This window comes from Terrabacter sp. 2RAF25 (assembly GCF_052115265.1).
Taxonomy (GTDB): Bacteria; Actinomycetota; Actinomycetes; order Actinomycetales; family Dermatophilaceae; genus Terrabacter.
Map to the genome: position 1 here is coordinate 37,519 of NZ_JBFRGJ010000002.1, position 19,076 is coordinate 56,594.

The following is a 19,076-nucleotide window of genomic DNA, read 5'->3' on the forward strand; positions in this document are numbered from 1 at the left end:
GGGGGCCGTCCGGCCCCGAACGACGGGGAGGTCCCGGCAGCCGCCGGGGCCTCCCCGCTCGGCGTCCGGGCGGAGGTCGGCCGGATTCCCTGGGGGCGCAAGATGTTCCGTCGGACGCTGACCGCGAGCGGCTTCGTCAGGCAGCAGCCGCAGCGACGTCGCGCCCCGCGCCCACCATCGTCGTGCGCGGCACGCTGCGGCGTGCCGAGGTGGAGATGCACCCGCTCGTGCTCGACTCCGACGACGGCACGACGTGGGAGCTGCTGCTCCCGGCCGGGTGGGCACTGGAGGCCGAGCCAGGCGCCCGGGTGACCGTGAGCGGCGACCCGGCCACCGACGTGCTGACGAGCTCGATGGTCGGGCCCGTCCTGCGTGTGCGATCGCTGTCGACCGAGGGCTGACCCCGACGCACCGTGGCGGTGGAGCCGGCGGTGATGGCGTGGCTCGACCACACTCTGAGACATAATCCAGAGTTATTTGACCGGTAACGCCCGCCTATTCGAAACTCCCATGCAACAGATAGGAAAGCATCCCGCTCTCCCCTGGGCACGACTCGTCCACGCCGCGTGACCGACCACCCACGCGACCTCCACCGTCACACCCCTCAGGAGCCCATCCATGCGACGTGCACCCATCGCCCTCGCCGCCATCGCCGTCACCGCCGCCCTGGGCCTGTCGGCGTGCGCCGGCAGCGGGGCCAGTGACACCGTGGACCAGCCCGGCTCCACCGCGGCCGGTGCCGCGACCAGCACGATCAACCTCTTCGCGTATGCCGTCCCCAAGGTCGGCTTCGACGTCGTCATCCCGGCCTTCCAGAAGACCGATGCCGGCAAGGGCGTGCAGTTCCAGCAGAGCTATGGCGCCTCGGGCGACCAGAGCCGCAAGGTCGCCGCCGGCGCCGAGGCGGACTTCGTCAACTTCTCGGTCGAGCCCGACGTGACCCGCCTGGTCGACGCCGGCCTCGTCGATGCCAACTGGAATGCGAACGAGCACAAGGGAATTCCTTTCGGCTCCGTCGTCACGATCGTCGTCCGCAAGGGCAACCCGAAGGGCATCAGGGACTGGGACGACCTGCTGAAGCCAGGCATCCAGGTCGTGACGCCCAACCCGTTCTCGTCAGGCTCGGCCAAGTGGAACCTGCTCGCGCCGTATGCCGCCAAGAGCGAGGGCGGGGCCGACAAGGCCGCCGGGCTCGCCTACGTGACCTCGCTCGTCAAGGACCACGTCAAGATCCAGCCGAAGTCGGGTCGTGAGGCCACCGAGGCCTTCCTGCAGGGCAGTGGGGACGTACTCCTCAGCTACGAGAACGAGGCCCTCTTCGTCGAGAAGAACGGCGACCCGGTGCAGCACGTCACGCCGCCCACGACGTTCAAGATCGAGAACCCGGCAGCTGTGCTCAAGGCCAGCAAGAACCTGGCCAAGGCCACGGCGTTCAACGACTACCTCTACACGCCGGAGGCCCAGAGGCTGCTGGCCGGGGCAGGCTTCCGCCCGGTCGACGCCACCGTGGCCAAGGAGTTCGCCTCGAAGTTCCCGGCGCCGACGAAGCTCTGGACGATCGCCGACCTCGGCGGCTGGAAGAAGGTCGACTCCACGCTGTTCAAGAAGGACGTGGGTGACATCGCCAAGATCTACGACCAGGCGACACAGTGACTGCCCGGATCCACCAGCGCAGGGGTGCCGCAGCCGCGGCGCCCCTGCCGGCGCGTCCGGGCGCAGGCGCCGGGCCGGCCGAGCAGCGCACCGACGAGGAGCGCCCCCACGAGCAGCGCCACGATGAGCACGCAGACGAGCAGACGCAGGAGCAGGCGCACGAGCAGGCGCACGAGACCAGTGGGCAGGACGGCATACGCCCCCTGACTGGTCCCGACGACACGGAGGGCGGTCCAGGCGCACCGAGCCGACCCCGCCGCCGCCTCGGCCTCGCCCGGCCCCTCGGCGTCGGGGTCGTGACCCTGTGGCTCAGCGTCATCGTGCTGCTGCCGCTCGCGGCCCTCACCGTCGCGTCGTTCGACGAGGGCCTCTCCGGCTTCTGGGACGCCGTCACCGCGCCGACCGCGCTTGCCGCGCTCTGGGTCACCGTGCTCGTGTCGGCGGTCGTGGCAGTCGTCAACGCCGTGCTCGGCACCCTCGTGGCGTGGGTGCTCGTGCGCGACGAGTTCCCGGGCAAGCGCCTCGTCAACGCCCTCATCGACCTGCCGTTCGCGCTGCCGACGATCGTGGCAAGCATCGTGCTGCTCTCGCTCTACGGCCCGAACAGCCCCATCGGCGTCGAGCTCAACGCGACCCGGTGGGGCGTCGTCGTCGCGCTCCTGTTCGTCACGCTGCCCTTCGTGGTGCGCTCGGTGCAGCCGGTGCTCATCGAGGCCGACCGCGAGGTCGAGGAGGCCGCGGCCTCGCTCGGCGCCTCGAACTGGACGACGTTCCGCCGCATCGTGCTGCCGACCCTCGCACCCGCAGTGCTCGGCGGCACCGGGCTCGCCTTCGCGCGTGCCATCGGCGAGTACGGCTCGGTCGTGCTCATCGGCGGCAACATCCCGCGCGAGACGCAGGTGGCCTCGCAGTACATCCAGCAGCAGATCGAGATCGACCGGCCACTCAACGCCGCCGCCGTGTCGGTGGCGCTGCTCGTCATCGCGTTCGTGACACTGCTCGTCCTGCGTGTGCTCTCGAACCGCAGCCAGCGGCGCGAGGAGCGTGACGTATGAGGATCTCCCGAGGCACTCGCATCTCGCTGCGCGTCGTGGCGCTCGGCTACCTCTTCGCGCTGCTGGCCGTGCCGATCGCGGTCATCCTGTGGCGCACGTTCTCGCCGGGACTCGGCGAGTTCATCGCATCGATCTCGACGCCCGCTGCCAAGTCGGCGACCAACCTTTCGCTGCTCATCGTGGCGATCGTCGTGCCGCTCAACGTGGTCTTCGGAGTGGCCACGGCGCTGGCCCTCGTGCGGGGACGGTTCCGTGGCCGCGGCCTCCTCCAGGCGGTCGTCGACCTGCCGTTCGCCGTTTCGCCCATCGTGGTCGGCGTCGCCCTGATCATGCTGTGGGGCGCTGGCGGCTGGTTCGGTGGCCTCGACAACGCCGGCTTCAAGGTGATCTTCGGGCTGCCCGGCATGGTCATCGCGACGCTCTTCGTCACGCTGCCGTTCGTCGTCCGTGAGGTCGAGCCGGTGCTCCACGAGATCGGCCAGGAGCAGGAGCAGGCCGCCTCGACGCTCGGCGCCAACCGGTGGCAGACCTTCTGGCGGATCACGCTCCCGGCCATCCGGTGGGGCCTGACCTACGGGATCGTCCTCACCGTCGCCCGCGCCCTCGGCGAGTTCGGCGCCGTGATCATGGTGTCGTCCGGGTTCCCCGGGGTCTCGCAGACGCTGACGCTGCTCGTCCACTCGCGCTACATCGACGATCACAACACCTACGGCGCGTATGCCGCCGCCACTCTGCTCATGGGCATCGCGCTCGTCGTGCTGCTGCTCATGACCGTGCTCGACCGCAAGAGGAGCGACCGATGATCACCGTGACCAACGCCCACAAGAACTACGGGTCGTTCGCCGCCCTCGACGATGTCAGCCTCGACATCCCGAGCGGGTCGCTGACCGCGCTGCTCGGGCCGAGCGGCTCGGGCAAGTCGACGCTGCTGCGCTCCATCGCCGGCCTCGAAGGTCTCGACTCAGGCGCCGTGACGATCCAGGGGCGAGACGTCACGAACGAGCCGCCCCAGCGTCGCGGCATCGGATTCGTGTTCCAGCACTACGCCGCCTTCAAGCACATGACGGTGCGCGACAACGTCGCGTTCGGCCTCACGATCCGCAAGCGCCCCAAGGCCGAGACCGACAAGAAGGTGGACGAGCTGCTCGAGATCGTCGGACTCGAGGGCTTCCGCCATCGCTATCCCGCCCAGCTGTCCGGCGGCCAGCGCCAGCGCATGGCCCTGGCTCGCGCCCTCGCCGTGGACCCCCAGGTCCTGCTCCTCGACGAGCCGTTCGGAGCACTCGATGCCAAGGTGCGCACCGACCTGCGCCAGTGGCTGCGGCGCCTCCACGACGAGGTGCACGTCACCACGGTGCTGGTCACCCACGACCAAGAGGAGGCGCTCGACGTCGCCGACCGCATCGCGGTGCTCAACAAGGGCCGCATCGAGCAGGTCGGTGACCCGGTGACGCTCTACGAGCGACCGGCCAACGACTTCGTGATGGGCTTCCTCGGCTCCGTCGCCCACTTCGGCGACCAGCTGGTGCGCCCGCACGACATCGTCCTCGAACGCGACCGGGCCACTGCGCTCGCCCTCGACGCGAAGGTCGCCGGCTCCCCCGGTGTCGTCGACGCGGTCGTCGAGCGCGTCGTGCCGCTCGGCTTCGAGGTGCGCGTCGACCTGCGAGCCGACTCCGGGGAGCGCTTCGCGGCTCAGATCACCCGGCGGGACGCTGCCGAGCTGCAGCTGCGCGAGGGTGAGGCCGTGCACGCTCGCGCCGTCGCGCGGTCGAGCGTCGTGGACATCGACCCCGCCTTGGCGATCTGACCGGGCCAGCAGACCGGGCCAGCAGACCGGGCCACCAGACCGGGCCAGCAGACCGGGCCGGCGGACCGGCCAGGAGATCGACCCAGCAGGCCGGGCCAGCAGACCGGCCTGCTGTCTGCCAGACGCAGTCGGACTCGCGGCGGGTATGTACTCGACGGCGGGCGATGCAGGCCGAGACCGTCCGGCACGGTCCTCGCGAGACGGCATAGCGTGTTCCATGGAGCTCACCCGTCACGACGGACGGGTGCAGGTGACTCGGGCGACCGGGTCACCGAACGACTGAGGCGGCGAGGGGACGACACCTCGCCGCCTCAGCCACGTCCGGGCCAGGTGGTCCAGCCGAGACCAGGCTTAGGTGCGGCGACCCAGGTGCGGCGCCACCACAGTGGGTGCCCAGGTCGAGCCCCGGTGCGGCAGACTGCTCGGATGGACATCTCGGCGAGGGTCGACTACGCGGTCCGCGCCATGCTGATCCTCGCGGAAGCCGATGCGCAGGGCTCGGCACCGATCAGCATCGACAGTCTCTCCACCCGGCAGGAGCTGCCTCGCAAGTTCCTCGAGGCCATCTTCGCGGACCTTCGACGTGCCGACCTCGTGCTCAGCCGACGAGGGGCGCGCGGCGGATACGTCCTCGCGCGTGAACGCGGCGCCATCAGCGTGGGAGACATCTTCCGCGCCGTCGACGGCCCGCTCGCCGAGGTGCGCGGCCTTCGCCCGCACGAGACCGCCTACCAGGGAGTCGCGTCGCACCTGCCGAGCCTGTGGGTCGCGGTTCGGGCGAGCCTGCGCGAGGTGCTCGACGAGACCTCGCTCGAGGACCTGCGCTCCGGCGACCTGCCCGATCGAGTGCGGCAGCTGCTCAGCGCCCCGGACGCCTGGCAGAACCGCTGACGAGAGGTCATCGTTCAGTGCAGCCGGGGCGCGCCTGAGGCTGGCAGAACCGCTGACCGGCAGGTCCATCTCCGGTCCCGCCCGGGCCCGCAGCGGACGCCAGGCAGGACCGCTGACCGGCATGTCATCGTTCAGGTCCGGCTCGAGAGCGCGCTGTCGCGGGCGCCGGCCACAGTGAGGCACTGACCGCGACGGTGAGCTCCACGTCGGCTCCGTCGACCGAGCACGTCTGTGTCGCAGCCCCGTTCGCCTGTGCAACCCGACTGGCTGCCGCACAGGCAGACGACGCGTCGGGTCGGTGCTGCGCCGCCGTTGCCCCGGCGAGGGCGCCGAGGTCGGCGGCCAACCGTGCACGGTGGCTCGCGATGACCACTGAGCCCACCATGAGCGCGCCGGTTGCGAGCGTCAGGACGACGGCAACGATCGACAGCGCCAAGAGAGTGGCAGCGCCCGCGTCGCGAGCGCCCCTCCTCGTCCACCGAACTACCGAAGCGCCGACAGCCGTCATGACCCCGCCTCGACAGGGGTCTCCGCCGATGCCTCGAGGTCCCAGCCGGGCAGCGCACCCCAACCGCCCGTCCGCGCCGTGACCGTGACGCGCACCGATCCGCCCGCTCCCGTGACGGCGACACGCGCACCCTCGGGCGCGGCCTGCGCGGCAAGGGACCGAACGCGATCTGCATCGTCGCCGCGGGCGGCCGCGCGGCTCGCGATGCGCGCGGCATCGATGCACCGGATCTGGTCGACAGCCGCGTTGACGGCTACGAGGCAGAGAGCCAGGACGATGACCACGGACGGGATGGCGACGGCCAGCTCGGCCGTCACCATCCCGCGCTCTCGCCGAGCTGGGCGAGGGCGTCGTCGGGTCACCCGGCGAGCCCCAGCGCGCTCTGCACGATGCCCGTTAGAGCGCTGCGGACGGCATCGGACTTCACCACACCGAGCAGCACGAGCGCGAACGTGCAGGCGGCCATGATGCCCACGGCGTACTCTGCCGTCGTCATCCCGACCTCGCGCCTCAGGGCCCTCAGACGACGAATCAGTCTGCGGGACAATGATTCTCCCCTCATCGGCCGCCCCCTCCGCTGGTCCTTCCCATCGGTGCTTCCTTCATCGGCTTCTCCTTGTCACAGCCCGAGCCGGGTGCTCGAGACGTCGTGGGGGTCCGGCGCGCTGCTGCCGCGCCTCGCGGTGTCGTCCGCCGTTGTGGCTCCAGCCCGGACGGCTGGCTCAGCTCATCCACGGAGCACGTCCCCCGCGAGGGCGATGACGAGAGGCGCCACGGTGGTGAGGCAGAAGGCGGGCAGCAGGACGAGACCCAGCGGAGCGACGAGCCGAACGCCGACCTTGGCGGCCGACAGCTCGAGGCGTTCGAGCTCGGCGTCGCGCAGGTCGTCGGAGGCGGCCAGCAGCATCGCGCCGGGAGGCACGCCGGCACTGTGCGCGATGGCGACAGCGCGAGCGGCGGGAGCCCAGCCAGGTCCGACAGAGGCCCAGGCCTCGCTCTCGTCGGCTCCCCACCGCAGTGCGGCGGCGACCTGGCGGAGGTCTCGCGCGGCTGGCCCGTCGAGTCCGTCGGCGACAGCTTCGAGGACGTCCCACGTGGGCAGGCCCGAGCGATAGGCCAGTGCGAGCAGGGCAAGAGCCGCTGACACGTCACCGTCGCCGACCTCCGACGACGTCTTGCGACCTGATCTGGACCCGCCGTCAGGCCGTCCGTCGGGGTCGGCGCGGCCCTCGCGTTCGACGGAACCCTCCGATGCTGCTCGGGCATGAGGCTCGAGCGGTTGGTCGTCGGAGCCCAGCAGCACGAAGACGGCCACGGCGAGCAGGGCCGCCGCGACGAAGGACCACGGGCTCATGGCCGCACCGCACGACGGACCATGCGGGTGCACCAGAACCGTCCGGCCCACACGAGGCCGACGCCCGCCCCGACGCAGATGGTTGCCAGGGACGAGCCCAGGTAGAGGTCGCGGAGGTCGATGCCCACGGCAAGGCCGAACAGTGGCCCGGTGAGGGGAAGCACCGTCAGGACCGTGACGGTCGCGCGCGGTCCGGCCACAGCGACGGCGACCCTCCGGCGACGTGCCCGTGCGTCGAGCAACCCGCGCACGGCACGGTCGACGGCGAAGGAGAGCGGGGCACCCGTGGTCTCGGAGAGCTGCCAGGCAGCCGCGACCAGCGCGAGCTCGGCGGATCCGCTGCGCGCGGCCCACTGCGACCAGATCGGCGACAGGGCCTGGGCCTCCTCCGCCGCGGCGAGCAGGCTGCCGACGAGCAGATCGATGTCGTGCGTGACCGGGCCGCGGGAAGCGATCCGGGTCCAGGGGCGCTTCCTGCCCGAATGCCCACTCCCGCGCCCGCTCCTGGGCCCAGAACCTCGGCCAGGTGCTCGCCCGGACTCTTCGTGTCGCCCGGAGCTCCGACGTCGACCCGGCCCCCGCCGAGATCGTGCGGCGGCCTCTCGCGCCCGTGCCACCCGTTCCGCCCCCAACGCCGCTGAGGCGGCCAGCTCGATGGAGCGCGTCGGCGTGAGCCCCGCGTCGAGTGCGGGCCCCACCCCGCGAAGCAGGTCGAGGACGTCGTCGGCTAGCTCGTTCGATCGGCGCCGAAGGGCCCACCGACGGAACAGGTCGACAGGGTCCTGGTGCCACAGGCTCAGCGACTCGGCATCGGCTCGGCCTGCTCGGCCTGCCGGTGCTTGCCGCGGAACGGACCACACCGCGCCCCGAGCCATGGCTCCCCCACTCCGTCGCACCGGCGGCCACAGGAGGACCGCGATGACGAGCAGCGTCGCCGCGACGGCCGTTGCCCCGTCGACCCTCACGATGCCTCCGGCAAGGAGTGCCCGAGCGGCGGCGAGTCAGCCACTGCCACGTCGACGTCGAGCTCCGACGATGGCAGTTCGCTGGGCAGGGCGAGGCGGGCGGCGAGCGCCGGCCAGCCCGGACCGGTGCGCGGTGCGTGCCCCGGCCCATCCCACTCCAGGGCCGGGACGATGGTCGGCGACTCGTCGCGGCGGAACAGCGCGGCGACCGACGAGATGCGTCGCTGACCACGGTCGCGCGTCACGTGCACGACGAGGTCGATGGCGGCTGCGAGCTGGGCGCGAACGGCCTCGGGTGCCAGACCCGCCAGCGCGCCCAGCGCCTCGAACCGCGCGATGACGTCGACGGGCGCGTTGGCGTGAACGGTGCCGCAGCCGCCCTCGTGACCGGTGTTGAGCGCGGCCAGCAGCTCTCGCACCTCGGCGCCTCGCACCTCTCCGACGACGATGCGGTCGGGGCGCATGCGCAAGGCCTGGCGCACGAGGGTGGTCAGGGTGACCTCGCCGGCCCCTTCGACGTTCGCCGGCCGCGCCTCGAGCCGCACGAGGTGCGGGTGGTCGACGGACAGCTCACGGACGTCCTCGACGACGAGGAGGCGCTCGACCGGGTCGATGCAGCCGAGCAGTGCGGCGAGAAGGGTGGTCTTGCCCGCGCCCGTGCCACCGGACACGACGAAGGCGAGACGTGACTCGACGGCCGCACGCAGCACCGGCTCCCACAGGGCCGGCATCATGCCGCGAGCGCACAGCCCATCGAGCGACACGGTCTCGCTCGGCGGCACGCGGATCGTGATGTGCGGGCCGCCGGCGACGAGCGGGGGCAACATCGCGTGCAGCCGGGCGCCGGACGGCAGCTGGCCGTCGACCCACGGGCTGGCGTCGTCGAGGCGTCGTCCGGCGAGGCCCGCCAGGCGCACTGCGAGACCGCGCGCCTCGTCGGGCTCCAGACGCTCGCCGACCCACTCCATGCCATGTCCGCGGTCGACCCAGATCGAGCCGTCACCGTTGACGGCGACGTCCGTCACGCCGGGTTCGCAGAGCCAGGGGTCGAGAGGTCCGGCCCCGAGCACGCGAGCCGCGAGCGCCGAGCGGGTCGCGGCAACCCTCACGGTGCCGAGGGCGCCCTGCTCCTGGGCGGCCACCGCCGCGACGGCGCTGCCGTCGGGAGAGACGCCCTCTCGCACTCGCTGCCACACGGCTGGACTGAGGCTCATCGCAGACACCGGTCGCTCATGCCGCAACCGCCTGCGCCATCAGCCGCAGCAGCAGCTCGTCGGCCGCCCGGACGACGGCACCGCGCCCGCGGGCCCCCGGAGGCAGCCCCTCGGACACCTCGGCCAGAACCCTGCGGTCGTCACCGATCGTGGCGACGAGAGGCACGTCGAGCTGGTCCATCACGAGGCTCTCGAGCTCGTGCTCGACACGGTTGCCGCGCAGCACCACCCAGGGCTCGATCGGGAGCAGCGGGGCGTCGTCCCACGAGCGCACGACCGGTTCGCGCAAGTTGCCGATCAGGCGTCGCACCTCGGGGACCATGGCCGCAGCCGCGGCGAGCTGAGGGACGTGCGAGCCGACCAGGACGACGACGGCGTCGACGAGCACGGCCACCGACGACAGCACCCGGTCGTCACGCGGCAGGTCGAGGACGGTGACCTCGTGCGCGTCGGCGAGGCCCGCGACGACGTCGGGCACCGTGTCGACCCATGCATCGAATCCGTCCACGTGCCAGGTGCTCCCGGCCGACGCGACGGCGGGACCCTGGCTCGTGAGCACCGGCACCCCGCACGCCATGGGCAGCTCGTCGGCCAGCCCCTGACCGTCCACGACCCCGGCCACCTCGGACAGCTCTGGCCATCGCCAACCCGGCTCCTGCTCGAGCCCGAGAAGCACGTCCTTCGGGCCGCCCCACGGGTCGAGGTCGACGAGCACGGACGAGCGAGCGGCGGACGCAGCCCGCACGGCCACGGCCGCGGCGAGCGTCGACGAGCCCAACCCGCCGGTGGCGGGGACGAAGGCGATGACGGTTCCCATGCGCCAACCCTCACGCGGTCACCCGCGCCGGCCCAGCGGCATACGCAAGCCGGTGGACAACGGGGCCCGCACCTCAAGGGGTGTGGACAGCCGTGGGAACTGGCCGGCGTCACCCTGCCGTAGAAGTGCCCCGAAAATGCCCGGAAAATGTGGTGGCCTCCGTCCGGGGGAAGACGGAGGCCACCCTCACGAGACTGGCACCGGGGGGGAGGAGCCAGATCGCGTGGCGCTCGACCCGCGAGGGGAGCGCCTCGTCAATCGTGGAGGCTCGACCCCCGGAATGCAAACCGAGATGTCGCGACACGCTGCTGTTTCTCGGGATTTGTCACGACACGACAAGCGGTGTCCGGAATGTCCGGAAAGCGCTTCCATTCAGAAGGCACAACCGTGAAATGGTCCCACACAGGCGGAGGCCCCTCGACCAGGGTTGACCGCGGTCGAGGGGCCTCCAGAGAAGTCCGGGCTACCAAGCGTGCAATCGTCGAAGTGTCGCTCCGGTTGTGCGCCCGGAGGTGGACTGTTCCAAGGGAACTGCTCTCGCGTGGGTACTCGGTGTCTTCTCGTGACATCTGTCGTGCGTGGATCCGGATCTACGCCTCTCGGCGATGTGGTTCCTGAAACCGTTGTACTCCACGGCCTCGGCGTGGCGACACCCCTGACCTCCGGGTACGTCCCGATCGGGCACAGAAACTGTCCAGCATCGTGGACATCCCGCACGAAACGCCTCCACCCAGATCCGGAGGGCGGGCTCGAAGACGTGGGGTCAGCTCGATCGGGTCAGCTCGGTGGGGTCAGCCGACCCGCCCGCACCGCGTCGCTGATCCTCTCCCCCTCCGCAGCGCCGCGAACGTACGCCTCCCCCGCCTGCGCGAGCCAGAGTCCGACTCCCGCCGCGTCACCCCGGGCGTATGCCGCCAACGACCCCAGGTAGGCCGGGCCACCCCCGCCGACGTGACCGGCCTCTGGGACCGCGACGCCCGTCGGGTCGAGCCCGAGGGCCTGGATGACGGCACGCTCCATCGCGCGTGCCACCAGTCCGTTGCCGTGGACGAAGGGCCGGATCGAGGCGATCTCGGCGTGCGCGAGAGCCGCGACCACGGCGGCCGGCACCCGATTGCTGCTCGCCGCCGCGACCACGACGTCCGCGAGTGACGCCAGCCGCGCCGCGACGACCGGTGGGGCCGGGGCCGGCCCGAGGTCCACCAGCTCGGTGCAGCCCTCGTCGTCGATGCGGGGGCGGCCGAGGCGGTCATCGGTGACGACGGGTGAGGCGGCGGCGACGTGGAGCCGGGCCAGTGCCTGCAGGGGTGCCGTTCGAACGAGTGCGACGACCCGCTCGCTCTCGGCGGTGGCGGCGACGGCGCCCTTGACCGTGCGGAGGCCCGGGTCGAGGTCGTCGGGCCAGGCCCGAGCGCCGCTCATGAGCTCGCGCACGACATCGACGGACAGCTCGGCGCCGTCGAGCGCCGCGCTGGCCTGCGCCCCTCTCACCCGTGACTCGGCGGACGCCTCGGGGATGCGCCGGCGGAGCGCCTCGTGGAAGCGCAGCTTCGTGCACGCCTCGCGCGCGGCCTCGGCCCGGTCGCGCACGTCGGGGAGCTCGGTCAACGCGGCGAGCTGGTCGATGACGGACGGTTGCGTGGTCGGGCGGGTCAGGTCTGGCACGCCCTTCAGCCTAAGGTCGCCCTCACGAGGGGCGGGCCTGCGACGATGAGATCGTGGCCACGTCGGAGGTGCTCACCTGGCTGCTCGAGGGCGACGCATCAGTGCGCTACGTCGCGACCCGTGACCTGCTGGGGCGCGACGACCCCTCGCTCCAGGCACACATCGTCAGCGACGGAGCCGGGGCGGCGATCTTGGCCGCGCGGGGCGCGAACGGTCACTGGGGCCGCGGTTTCTACCAGCCCAAGTGGACGTCGAGCCACTACACGTTGCTGAACCTCTGCGAGATGGGCCTGTCCCCGACGCACCCGGCGGCTCAGGCCACGGTTGGGCTGATCCTCGACACCGAGAAGGCGGACGACGGCGGCCTCAACCCGTCCGGCCGCCGGAAGCCGAGCGATGCCTGCGTCAACGGCATGGCCCTGCGGTATGCGAGCTGGTTCGGCGCCACGGACGACCAGCTGCTCAGCGTCGTCGACTTCCTGCTGCGCGAGCGCGTCATCGACGGCGGCTTCAACTGCCGGCACAACCGCCCCGGCCCCCGCGTCACCCACTCGTCCGTGCACACGACGGTCTGCGCCATGGAAGGCATCACGCAGTACGTGCGGTCGGGTGGCGCCTATCGACGTGCCGAGCTCCGCGAGGCCTTCGCGACGTCCACGGAGTTCCTGCTGCGGCACCGCCTTCTCCGCAGTGAGCGCACGGGTGAGATCATCCACCCGGAGCTCACGCGGCTACACTTCCCCGCGCGGTGGCACTACGACATCCTGCGCGGGCTCGACTCGCTTGCCGCAGAGGGGATTCCACGAGATCCTCGCATGGACGAGGCGCTCGAGATGGTCCGGCGGAGACGCGGTCGCGACGGTCGCTGGCGCGCGAGCCGCGCCTACCCGGGCAGGACCCACGTGCCCGACGAACCAGCCGGACGGGCGAGCCGGTGGGTGACCCTGATCGCCGAACGCGTCCTTCTCGCGTACCCTGATTGACATGAGTTCGACCGTCGCACCGATCCGCGCGTGGTGGCTGCCCAGCTGAGGCGGCCAGTCGAACCAACCCGAGAACCGGAGCCGCCCACGGGCGGCTCCTCGCATGTCCGACGTCACCCGGCGTCCCAGGACTGACAGGCGACCAGGGCTCTCCCGTGGGCACCACACCCAGAGGAGAGCACCATGACCACCAGCACCACCAGCACCGCCAGCACCGCCAGCACCGCCAGCACCGCCAGCACCGCCAGCACCGCCAGCACCGCCAGAGTCACCGCCCCGTTCAGCGCAGGTGTCAACGTCGGTGACACCGAGAGCGCCACGTATGCCGTCGCGCGCGACCGCAGCGCCGTGCTCGACGCGCTGATCGACGACCACGCCGCCACCGACCCGACGCGCTTCCGCATGCTCACCGGCGACCGACCCACGGGTTCGCTTCACATCGGGCACTACCTGGCCAGCCTGCGCAATCGGGTTCGACTGCAGGACAAGGGCGTCGAGACCTTTGTCGTCATCGCCGACTACCAGGTGATCACCGACCGCGACTCCGTCGGCGAGATCGGTGCGAACGTCCGCGGACTCGTCCTCGACTACCTGGCCGCAGGGCTCGACCCGGCGCGAACGACGATCTTCACCCACAGCGCCGTGCCGGCCCTCAACCAGCTGATGCTGCCGTTCCTGTCGCTCGTGACCGACGCCGAGCTCCGCCGAAACCCGACGGTGAAGGACGAGCTCGCCCTCTCGGACGGGCGGCCGCTCTCGGGACTGCTGCTCACCTACCCGGTGCACCAGGCGGCCGACATCCTGTTCTGCCACAGCCGAATCGTGCCGGTCGGCCGCGACCAGCTGCCGCACCTCGAGCAGACACGGGCGATCGCGCGCCGCTTCAACACGAGGTATGCCGCCGGGCACAGCGTGTTCCCCGAGCCCGAGGCACTGCTCGGTGAGGTGCCGCTGCTGCTCGGCACCGACGGCACCAAGATGAGCAAGAGCAAGGGCAACGTCATCAACCTGCGTGACACCGCGGACGAGACGGCGGCGCGCATCCGGTCTGCACGCACCGACTCTGAACGGCGAATCGCGTTCGACCCCAAGGGCCGCCCGGCGGTTGCCAACCTGCTGACCATCGCCGGGCTCTTCCTCGACGAGTCGCCGGAGTCGGTGGCCGAACGTGTCGGTGACGGCGGCGCTCGGATGTTGAAGCAGGTCGTCACCGAGGCGGTCAACGAGTCCCTTGCCGGTCACCGTGCCCGACGGGCCGACCTGGCCCGCGACCCGGCACACGTCACGACCGTCTTGCACGAAGGAAACGCGCGCGCCAACGAGATCGCCGAGCGCACCCTCGCGACGGTGCGTGCGGTGATGGGCATGAGCTACTGACCAACCAACCCATCCCGGCGGGCGTGGCACGCTCCCCGGAGTCCGCTCAGCGCCGGCTCAGCCCCGGCGGGCTTGGCGTGCCGCCGCGCGGGCTCGCCTGCGGGAGCGCCGGGCCCGTCGTTCCGCGGCGAGGTCGGCGCGCCGCATGCCCTCCTCGTCGATCCGCAGACCGTCCTCGACACCCGGGGCGGTGCCGCCTCGCGACCGCGGCACCCACCATCGGTCGGCATCATCACTCGGGCGGTCCGGGTAGGTGTCCACAGCCTCCGCGAGCAGCGTGGCCACGCGGGCACGCAGCTGCTCCGAGACGGCATACGGGTCGGCATCGGGTTCGGGAAGGATCGGCTCACCCACGATGATGGTGACCGGGGTGCCACGGCGCAGGCCGAACCGGCCTCCGCGACCGCTGCGCCCGATGCGATGGTTGCCCCAGACGGCGACCGGGACGAGCGGCACCTGGCACCACGTCGCGACCGCGGCCGCACCCGGTCGGAACGGGCGCAGCTCCCACGAGTGCGAGACGGTCCGCTCGGGAAAGATGCCGACGACCTCGCCGGCGCGCACCGCCTGGACGGCGTGACGGAGAGCTATCTCGCCGTGCGCCCGGTCGACCTCGATGTGTCGCATCGCCCGCATCGCGTCTCCGACCACGGGTGGAAGGAAGACTCCGTGCTTGGCGAGGAAGCGCACGTATCGGCCCCGTTCGCGGCCGACGAGCCCGACGAACAGGAAGTCGGGAGAGCTGACGTGGTTGCTCGCGAGCACGGCTCCGCCCGTGCGCGGCAGGTGCTCGGCGCCGTGGAGGTCGATGCGCAGCCCCAGTGCGGCGAAGCCGGCGCGCGCCGCACCGATGACGAGTCGGTAGGTCCGTTCGGGCACACCTCATCTTCGACGCCACGAGTCCCGGCGGATGTCCCGACACCCCACGGCCACACCGACGCCACCCAGAGCCGCACCGATGCCACACCAATCGAGAGAACACTCCGTCACGTGACGGAGTGTTCTCTCGATTGACGGTGGGGCTCGACCTGCTGACCGTTCGGCCGCGGACCCTGACCGTTCGGCGGGCTACTGGTCGGTAGGCATGAGACCTGCCTCACTGCGCTCTTGAAGGGCGAACTAGCCTGCGTTTGAGTTGTCGCAGGTACCGCCAGCCTCGAGCGCTGGGTCGGTGCGACCGCTTCATCGTCGATGCGAAAGGGTGACACCGTGAGCGAAGAGACGCTCGACAACCTCGTCCACGAGGGGCTGGCCTTCCCGCCCCAGCCCGACTTCGCCGCCCAGGCGAACGGCACGGCCGACCTGTACGACAAGGCGGCCGCCGACCACGAGGGCTTCTGGGCCGAGCAGGCCCGCACGTACCTGACGTGGAGCACGCCCTTCACCCAGTCGCTCGACTGGAGCAATCCGCCCTTCGCGAAGTGGTTCGCCGACGGTGAGCTCAACGCGTGCGTCAACGCCGTCGACCGCCACGTCGAGGCCGGACGCGGCGACAAGGTGGCGATCCACTTCGTCGGCGAGCCCGAGGGCGACACCCGCGACATCACGTACGCCGACCTCCACGCCGAGGTGCAGCGCGCCGCCAACGCCCTGGCCGACCTCGGCGTGGGCAAGGGCGACACCGTCGCGATCTACCTGCCGATGATCCCCGAGGCCGCAGTCGCGATGCTCGCCTGCGCCCGGCTCGGCGCGCCGCACTCAGTCGTGTTCGGCGGCTTCTCGGCCGAGGCGCTGCACTCGCGGATCAACGACGCCCAGGCCAAGGTCGTCATCACCTCCGACGGCGGCTACCGCCGCGGCGCGCCCTCGGCGCTCAAGCCCGCCGTCGACGCGGCTCTCGACCACGGCGACACGTCGGTCGAGCACGTGCTCGTCGTCAAGCGCACCGGCCAGGACACCGCGTGGAACGACCGCGATCTCTGGTGGCACGAGGCGCTCGAGAAGGCTGACCCGACCCACGAGGCGCAGCCGTTCGAGGCCGAGCACCCGCTCTTCATCCTCTACACCTCGGGCACGACCGGTAAGCCGAAGGGCATCTTCCACACGACCGGCGGCTACTTGGCCCAGGCGGCATACACGAACGCCGTCGTGCACGACGTCCACCCCGACACCGACGTCTACTGGTGCACGGCCGACATCGGCTGGGTCACCGGCCACTCGTACATCGTCTACGGGCCGCTCACCAACGGCGCCACCCAGGTCATGTACGAGGGCACGCCCGACACCCCGCACCAGGGCCGCTGGTGGGAGATCATCCAGAACTACAAGGTGACGATCCTCTACACCGCCCCGACCGCCGTGCGCACCTTCATGAAGTGGGGCGCCGACATCCCGGCGAAGTTCGACATGAGCTCGCTGCGGCTGCTCGGCTCGGTCGGAGAGCCGATCAACCCCGAGGCCTGGCTCTGGTACCACAAGCACATCGGAGGAGGCCGCGCCCCGATCGTCGACACGTGGTGGCAGACCGAGACGGGCGCGATCATGATCAGCCCGCTGCCCGGTGTCACGACCCTCGAGCCGGGCTCGGCCCAGAAGCCGATCCCCGGCATCAGCGCCGAGATCCTCGACGACGAGGGCCAGCCGTTCACCACGCCCGAGCAGGTCGGCTACCTCGTGCTGACCAAGCCGTGGCCGTCGATGCTGCGCGGCATCTGGGGCGACCCGGAGCGCTACAAGGAGACCTACTGGTCACGGTTCGGCGAGAAGTACTACTTCGCCGGCGACGGCGCGAAGTACGACGCCGACGGCAACATCTGGCTGCTCGGCCGCGTCGACGACGTCATGAACGTCTCGGGCCACCGCCTCTCGACCGCGGAGATCGAGTCGGCGCTCGTCTCGCACCCGAAGGTCGCTGAGGCCGCAGTCGTCGGCGCGAACGACGAGACGACCGGCCAGGCCGTGTGCGCCTTCGTCATCCTGCGCCAGGAGTTCGTCGAGGAGGCCGACGAGCCCGGTGAGGGCAAGGACCTCGTGCAGGAGCTGCGCAACCACGTGGCCAAGGAGATCGGCCCGATCGCGAAGCCACGCTCGATCATGATCGTCAGCGAGCTGCCCAAGACCCGTTCCGGCAAGATCATGCGCCGCCTGCTGCGTGACGTCGCCGAGGGCCGTGAGGTCGGCGACGTCACGACGCTCGCCGACAGCTCGGTCATGGACCTCATCAAGACGGGCATGTCGAAGGACTGACCCCAAGGGTCGTCACCGGCCCACCCGAGCACGTATGCCGCCCGCCTCGCACCCGCTGCGAGGTGGGCGGTCCACGTGGCGGACCGAGCCGCTCACCTCGCACTGCGTACTGGTGACGCAGTGTCCTCTCTCTCGAGGGGTGGCGGTGCCTCCGCCGCTGGACGGCTCACTGGTGACGGAGTGTTCTCTCGATTGAGGGGTGGTGGCGCCTCCGGCTCTGGACGGCTCACTGGTGACGGAGTGTTCTTTCGATCGAGGCGCAAGCGCCTCTGGACGACTCGGCGCTGACGTCGGGCGCGCCTCGGGCCCCGCACTCAGTGGCGGGGTCTGGGGCGGGGAAGCTAGACGTGCCAGATGACTCCGGTCGCGGTGACGGTGGCTGTCAGGCGCCTCCGGTGGACGACGGTGTGGTGACGTCCGCAGAGGAGAGCGCCGTTGGACAGGTCGGTGCAGCCGCCGTGCAGCCAGTGGATGACGTGGTGGGCCTCGCACCACATCGGCGGGACGGTGCAGCCCGGGAACGAACAGCCGCCGTCACGCACCGCCAGGGCGCGGCGCTGGGCGGGGCTGAACAGCCGGCGGGTGTAGCCGAGGTCGAGCACCTCGGACCGCGCCCCGAGGACCATGGGGACGATGCCGGCCTCGCAGGCGAGACGGCGGACCGCGGACGGGGAGAGGGCTGCGTCGTTGTCGAGCAGGCCGGCGCCACGGACCTGCTCGAGCAGGGCCTCGAGGGACATCGTCACGACGAGGGTGGTGCGCGGTGAGCGGGTCACTCCCTCGGGGGCGGCCACGCCTCGGCCGACGATCTCGAGGAGCGCATCGGCACGCCGCGTCGCCGGAGTGCGCGGGTCGACCTCTCCGACGCCGTCGTCGAGGCAGAGGTCGGGTCGCGGCTGCGACAGGGCGTCGACTGCGGCCTCGACGATCGCTGCCCCCTCGGGGTCGAGGCGCAGCTCGAAGACGGAGAAGCCCGCGCACGAGCGGACCTTTCGGAAAGAACGCCCGAGGCGCAGCCCGGCCTCCTCGGACTCGGTCTCGGCCGGCGGCTTCAGCGTCGCGCGGGCATGAGCGATCAACCGTGCGAGCTCGCGACGGCTCAACACGTCGCACGCCTCGACCATGGAGTCGACGATCGACGTCAGGTGGGCGGGGTCGGCGATGCGCGCCACGTCGTCGTGGAACCGGACGATCGCGGCAGCGTGCGCGACCGACACCTCGGACCCTGCGACCCGCTCGGCCAGTCGGGCCCAGCGCGGCTCGTTCATCGCCGCACCCACCCGGGCGACCGCCGCAGCCTCGGGGCCGTCGAGATCGCCGGCGACCTGCGCGTGCAGCCAGTCGGTGCGCGAGAGCCCGTCGTCGGCCCCAAGACCACGCGCGTCGGCCTCGCGCGCCAGCACAGCAGTCAGCGACTGGCTCAGCCGGCGCACCTGCTGGGCGTGCCCGATGACCTCGCCGACCGCGGCCTCGGGCAGCGACCACGTCGGGAAGTCGCGGGTCAGATCGAGCAGCGTGTCGGCCATCGAGCGCAGCACATCGACCAGACTCTCGGTCTCGATGGCGGCCGCTGTGCTCATGGACATCACTGTAGAGTC

The 19,076-nt window shown here is 71.2% G+C and carries 19 protein-coding genes; 9 read left to right on the plus strand and 10 right to left on the minus strand.

What is annotated here, in order from left to right; translation table 11 throughout:
* Nucleotides 1-182 precede the first annotated feature (182 nt).
* The 6 genes from AB4091_RS03435 (at nucleotide 183) to AB4091_RS03460 (ending at nucleotide 5,409) form a co-directional block, all read left to right on the plus strand.
* The gene (locus AB4091_RS03435; protein ID WP_442290331.1) at nucleotides 183-401 is read left to right on the plus strand and encodes a hypothetical protein; all 219 of its coding nucleotides are present in this window, start codon (nucleotides 183-185) and stop codon (nucleotides 399-401) included.
* 217 nt (nucleotides 402-618) lie between these two features.
* Complete coding sequence (locus AB4091_RS03440) at nucleotides 619-1,653, plus strand: sulfate ABC transporter substrate-binding protein (RefSeq protein ID WP_442290332.1); 1,035 nt, start codon at nucleotides 619-621, stop codon at nucleotides 1,651-1,653.
* The gene (gene cysT / locus AB4091_RS03445; RefSeq protein WP_442290333.1) at nucleotides 1,650-2,708 is read left to right on the plus strand and encodes a sulfate ABC transporter permease subunit CysT; all 1,059 of its coding nucleotides are present in this window, start codon (nucleotides 1,650-1,652) and stop codon (nucleotides 2,706-2,708) included. The genes AB4091_RS03440 and cysT overlap by 4 nt, the downstream gene beginning before the upstream one ends.
* Complete coding sequence (cysW, locus tag AB4091_RS03450; protein WP_442290334.1) at nucleotides 2,705-3,511, plus strand: sulfate ABC transporter permease subunit CysW; 807 nt, start codon at nucleotides 2,705-2,707, stop codon at nucleotides 3,509-3,511. The genes cysT and cysW overlap by 4 nt, the downstream gene beginning before the upstream one ends.
* Nucleotides 3,508-4,518: a sulfate/molybdate ABC transporter ATP-binding protein gene (locus AB4091_RS03455; protein WP_442290335.1), complete on the plus strand. Its 1,011-nt coding sequence runs from the start codon at nucleotides 3,508-3,510 to the stop codon at nucleotides 4,516-4,518. The genes cysW and AB4091_RS03455 overlap by 4 nt, the downstream gene beginning before the upstream one ends.
* A 426-nt stretch (nucleotides 4,519-4,944) precedes the next feature.
* A complete protein-coding gene (locus tag AB4091_RS03460) occupies nucleotides 4,945-5,409 on the plus strand; it encodes an RrF2 family transcriptional regulator (protein WP_442290336.1) in 465 nt (154 codons plus the stop codon).
* Between the two features lie 124 nt (nucleotides 5,410-5,533).
* Here AB4091_RS03460 and AB4091_RS03465 read toward each other — a convergent pair whose 3' ends face one another.
* From AB4091_RS03465 to AB4091_RS03500, 8 genes are all read right to left on the minus strand, one after another.
* Nucleotides 5,534-5,917 carry an Rv3654c family TadE-like protein gene (locus AB4091_RS03465; protein WP_442290337.1) on the minus strand — a complete coding sequence of 128 codons (384 nt, stop codon included), beginning with the start codon at nucleotides 5,915-5,917 and terminating at the stop codon, nucleotides 5,534-5,536.
* Nucleotides 5,914-6,237 carry a TadE family type IV pilus minor pilin gene (locus AB4091_RS03470; protein ID WP_442290338.1) on the minus strand — a complete coding sequence of 108 codons (324 nt, stop codon included), beginning with the start codon at nucleotides 6,235-6,237 and terminating at the stop codon, nucleotides 5,914-5,916. Before AB4091_RS03470 ends, AB4091_RS03465 begins: the two co-directional genes overlap by 4 nt.
* A gap of 38 nt (nucleotides 6,238-6,275) precedes the next feature.
* Nucleotides 6,276-6,479: a DUF4244 domain-containing protein gene (locus tag AB4091_RS03475; RefSeq protein WP_442290339.1), complete on the minus strand. Its 204-nt coding sequence runs from the start codon at nucleotides 6,477-6,479 to the stop codon at nucleotides 6,276-6,278.
* 165 nt (nucleotides 6,480-6,644) lie between these two features.
* Nucleotides 6,645-7,271, minus strand: a complete 627-nt coding sequence (locus AB4091_RS03480; protein WP_442290340.1) for a type II secretion system F family protein — start codon at nucleotides 7,269-7,271, stop codon at nucleotides 6,645-6,647.
* Nucleotides 7,268-8,236, minus strand: a complete 969-nt coding sequence (locus AB4091_RS03485) for a hypothetical protein (protein WP_442290341.1) — start codon at nucleotides 8,234-8,236, stop codon at nucleotides 7,268-7,270. The genes AB4091_RS03480 and AB4091_RS03485 overlap by 4 nt, the downstream gene beginning before the upstream one ends.
* On the minus strand, nucleotides 8,233-9,450 hold the full coding sequence (locus AB4091_RS03490; protein ID WP_442290342.1) for a TadA family conjugal transfer-associated ATPase: 1,218 nt from the start codon (nucleotides 9,448-9,450) through the stop codon (nucleotides 8,233-8,235). The genes AB4091_RS03485 and AB4091_RS03490 overlap by 4 nt, the downstream gene beginning before the upstream one ends.
* A gap of 16 nt (nucleotides 9,451-9,466) precedes the next feature.
* Nucleotides 9,467-10,267 (minus strand): hypothetical protein, encoded by an 801-nt coding sequence (locus tag AB4091_RS03495; protein WP_442290343.1) that lies wholly within the window; start codon nucleotides 10,265-10,267, stop codon nucleotides 9,467-9,469.
* A 777-nt stretch (nucleotides 10,268-11,044) separates the two neighbouring features.
* The gene (locus tag AB4091_RS03500) at nucleotides 11,045-11,932 is read right to left on the minus strand and encodes a hypothetical protein (protein WP_442290344.1); all 888 of its coding nucleotides are present in this window, start codon (nucleotides 11,930-11,932) and stop codon (nucleotides 11,045-11,047) included.
* A 53-nt stretch (nucleotides 11,933-11,985) separates the two neighbouring features.
* On the opposite strand from AB4091_RS03500, the gene AB4091_RS03505 reads away from it, so the two are divergent.
* A complete protein-coding gene (locus tag AB4091_RS03505) occupies nucleotides 11,986-12,915 on the plus strand; it encodes a hypothetical protein (protein ID WP_442290345.1) in 930 nt (309 codons plus the stop codon).
* 183 nt (nucleotides 12,916-13,098) lie between these two features.
* Nucleotides 13,099-14,292: a tryptophan--tRNA ligase gene (gene trpS, locus AB4091_RS03510; protein WP_442290346.1), complete on the plus strand. Its 1,194-nt coding sequence runs from the start codon at nucleotides 13,099-13,101 to the stop codon at nucleotides 14,290-14,292.
* Between the two features lie 57 nt (nucleotides 14,293-14,349).
* Here the strand turns inward: trpS and AB4091_RS03515 are convergent, their stop codons facing one another.
* Entirely contained in the window at nucleotides 14,350-15,171 is an 822-nt protein-coding gene (locus tag AB4091_RS03515) for a lysophospholipid acyltransferase family protein (protein ID WP_442290347.1), read from the minus strand.
* Nucleotides 15,172-15,483: 312 nt separating this feature from the next.
* On the opposite strand from AB4091_RS03515, the gene acs reads away from it, so the two are divergent.
* Nucleotides 15,484-17,478: an acetate--CoA ligase gene (gene acs, locus AB4091_RS03520; RefSeq protein WP_442290348.1), complete on the plus strand. Its 1,995-nt coding sequence runs from the start codon at nucleotides 15,484-15,486 to the stop codon at nucleotides 17,476-17,478.
* Between the two features lie 341 nt (nucleotides 17,479-17,819).
* Here acs and AB4091_RS03525 read toward each other — a convergent pair whose 3' ends face one another.
* Entirely contained in the window at nucleotides 17,820-19,058 is a 1,239-nt protein-coding gene (locus AB4091_RS03525; protein ID WP_442290349.1) for a DUF222 domain-containing protein, read from the minus strand.
* Nucleotides 19,059-19,076: the final 18 nt, after the last annotated feature.

What these genes read in the sequence shown, in the direction of transcription:
- AB4091_RS03440 (WP_442290332.1), top strand. Translation starts at nt 619, where the DNA reads ATGCGACGTGCACCCATCGCCCTCGCCGCCATCGCCGTCACCGCCGCC.
- cysW (WP_442290334.1), top strand. Translation starts at nt 2,705, where the DNA reads ATGAGGATCTCCCGAGGCACTCGCATCTCGCTGCGCGTCGTGGCGCTC.
- AB4091_RS03455 (WP_442290335.1), top strand. Translation starts at nt 3,508, where the DNA reads ATGATCACCGTGACCAACGCCCACAAGAACTACGGGTCGTTCGCCGCC.
- AB4091_RS03460 (WP_442290336.1), top strand. Translation starts at nt 4,945, where the DNA reads ATGGACATCTCGGCGAGGGTCGACTACGCGGTCCGCGCCATGCTGATC.
- AB4091_RS03465 (WP_442290337.1), bottom strand. Translation starts at nt 5,917, where the DNA reads ATGACGGCTGTCGGCGCTTCGGTAGTTCGGTGGACGAGGAGGGGCGCT.
- AB4091_RS03470 (WP_442290338.1), bottom strand. Translation starts at nt 6,237, where the DNA reads ATGGTGACGGCCGAGCTGGCCGTCGCCATCCCGTCCGTGGTCATCGTC.
- AB4091_RS03475 (WP_442290339.1), bottom strand. Translation starts at nt 6,479, where the DNA reads ATGAGGGGAGAATCATTGTCCCGCAGACTGATTCGTCGTCTGAGGGCC.
- AB4091_RS03480 (WP_442290340.1), bottom strand. Translation starts at nt 7,271, where the DNA reads ATGAGCCCGTGGTCCTTCGTCGCGGCGGCCCTGCTCGCCGTGGCCGTC.
- AB4091_RS03490 (WP_442290342.1), bottom strand. Translation starts at nt 9,450, where the DNA reads ATGAGCCTCAGTCCAGCCGTGTGGCAGCGAGTGCGAGAGGGCGTCTCT.
- AB4091_RS03495 (WP_442290343.1), bottom strand. Translation starts at nt 10,267, where the DNA reads ATGGGAACCGTCATCGCCTTCGTCCCCGCCACCGGCGGGTTGGGCTCG.
- trpS (WP_442290346.1), top strand. Translation starts at nt 13,099, where the DNA reads ATGACCACCAGCACCACCAGCACCGCCAGCACCGCCAGCACCGCCAGC.
- acs (WP_442290348.1), top strand. Translation starts at nt 15,484, where the DNA reads ATGCGAAAGGGTGACACCGTGAGCGAAGAGACGCTCGACAACCTCGTC.
- AB4091_RS03525 (WP_442290349.1), bottom strand. Translation starts at nt 19,058, where the DNA reads ATGAGCACAGCGGCCGCCATCGAGACCGAGAGTCTGGTCGATGTGCTG.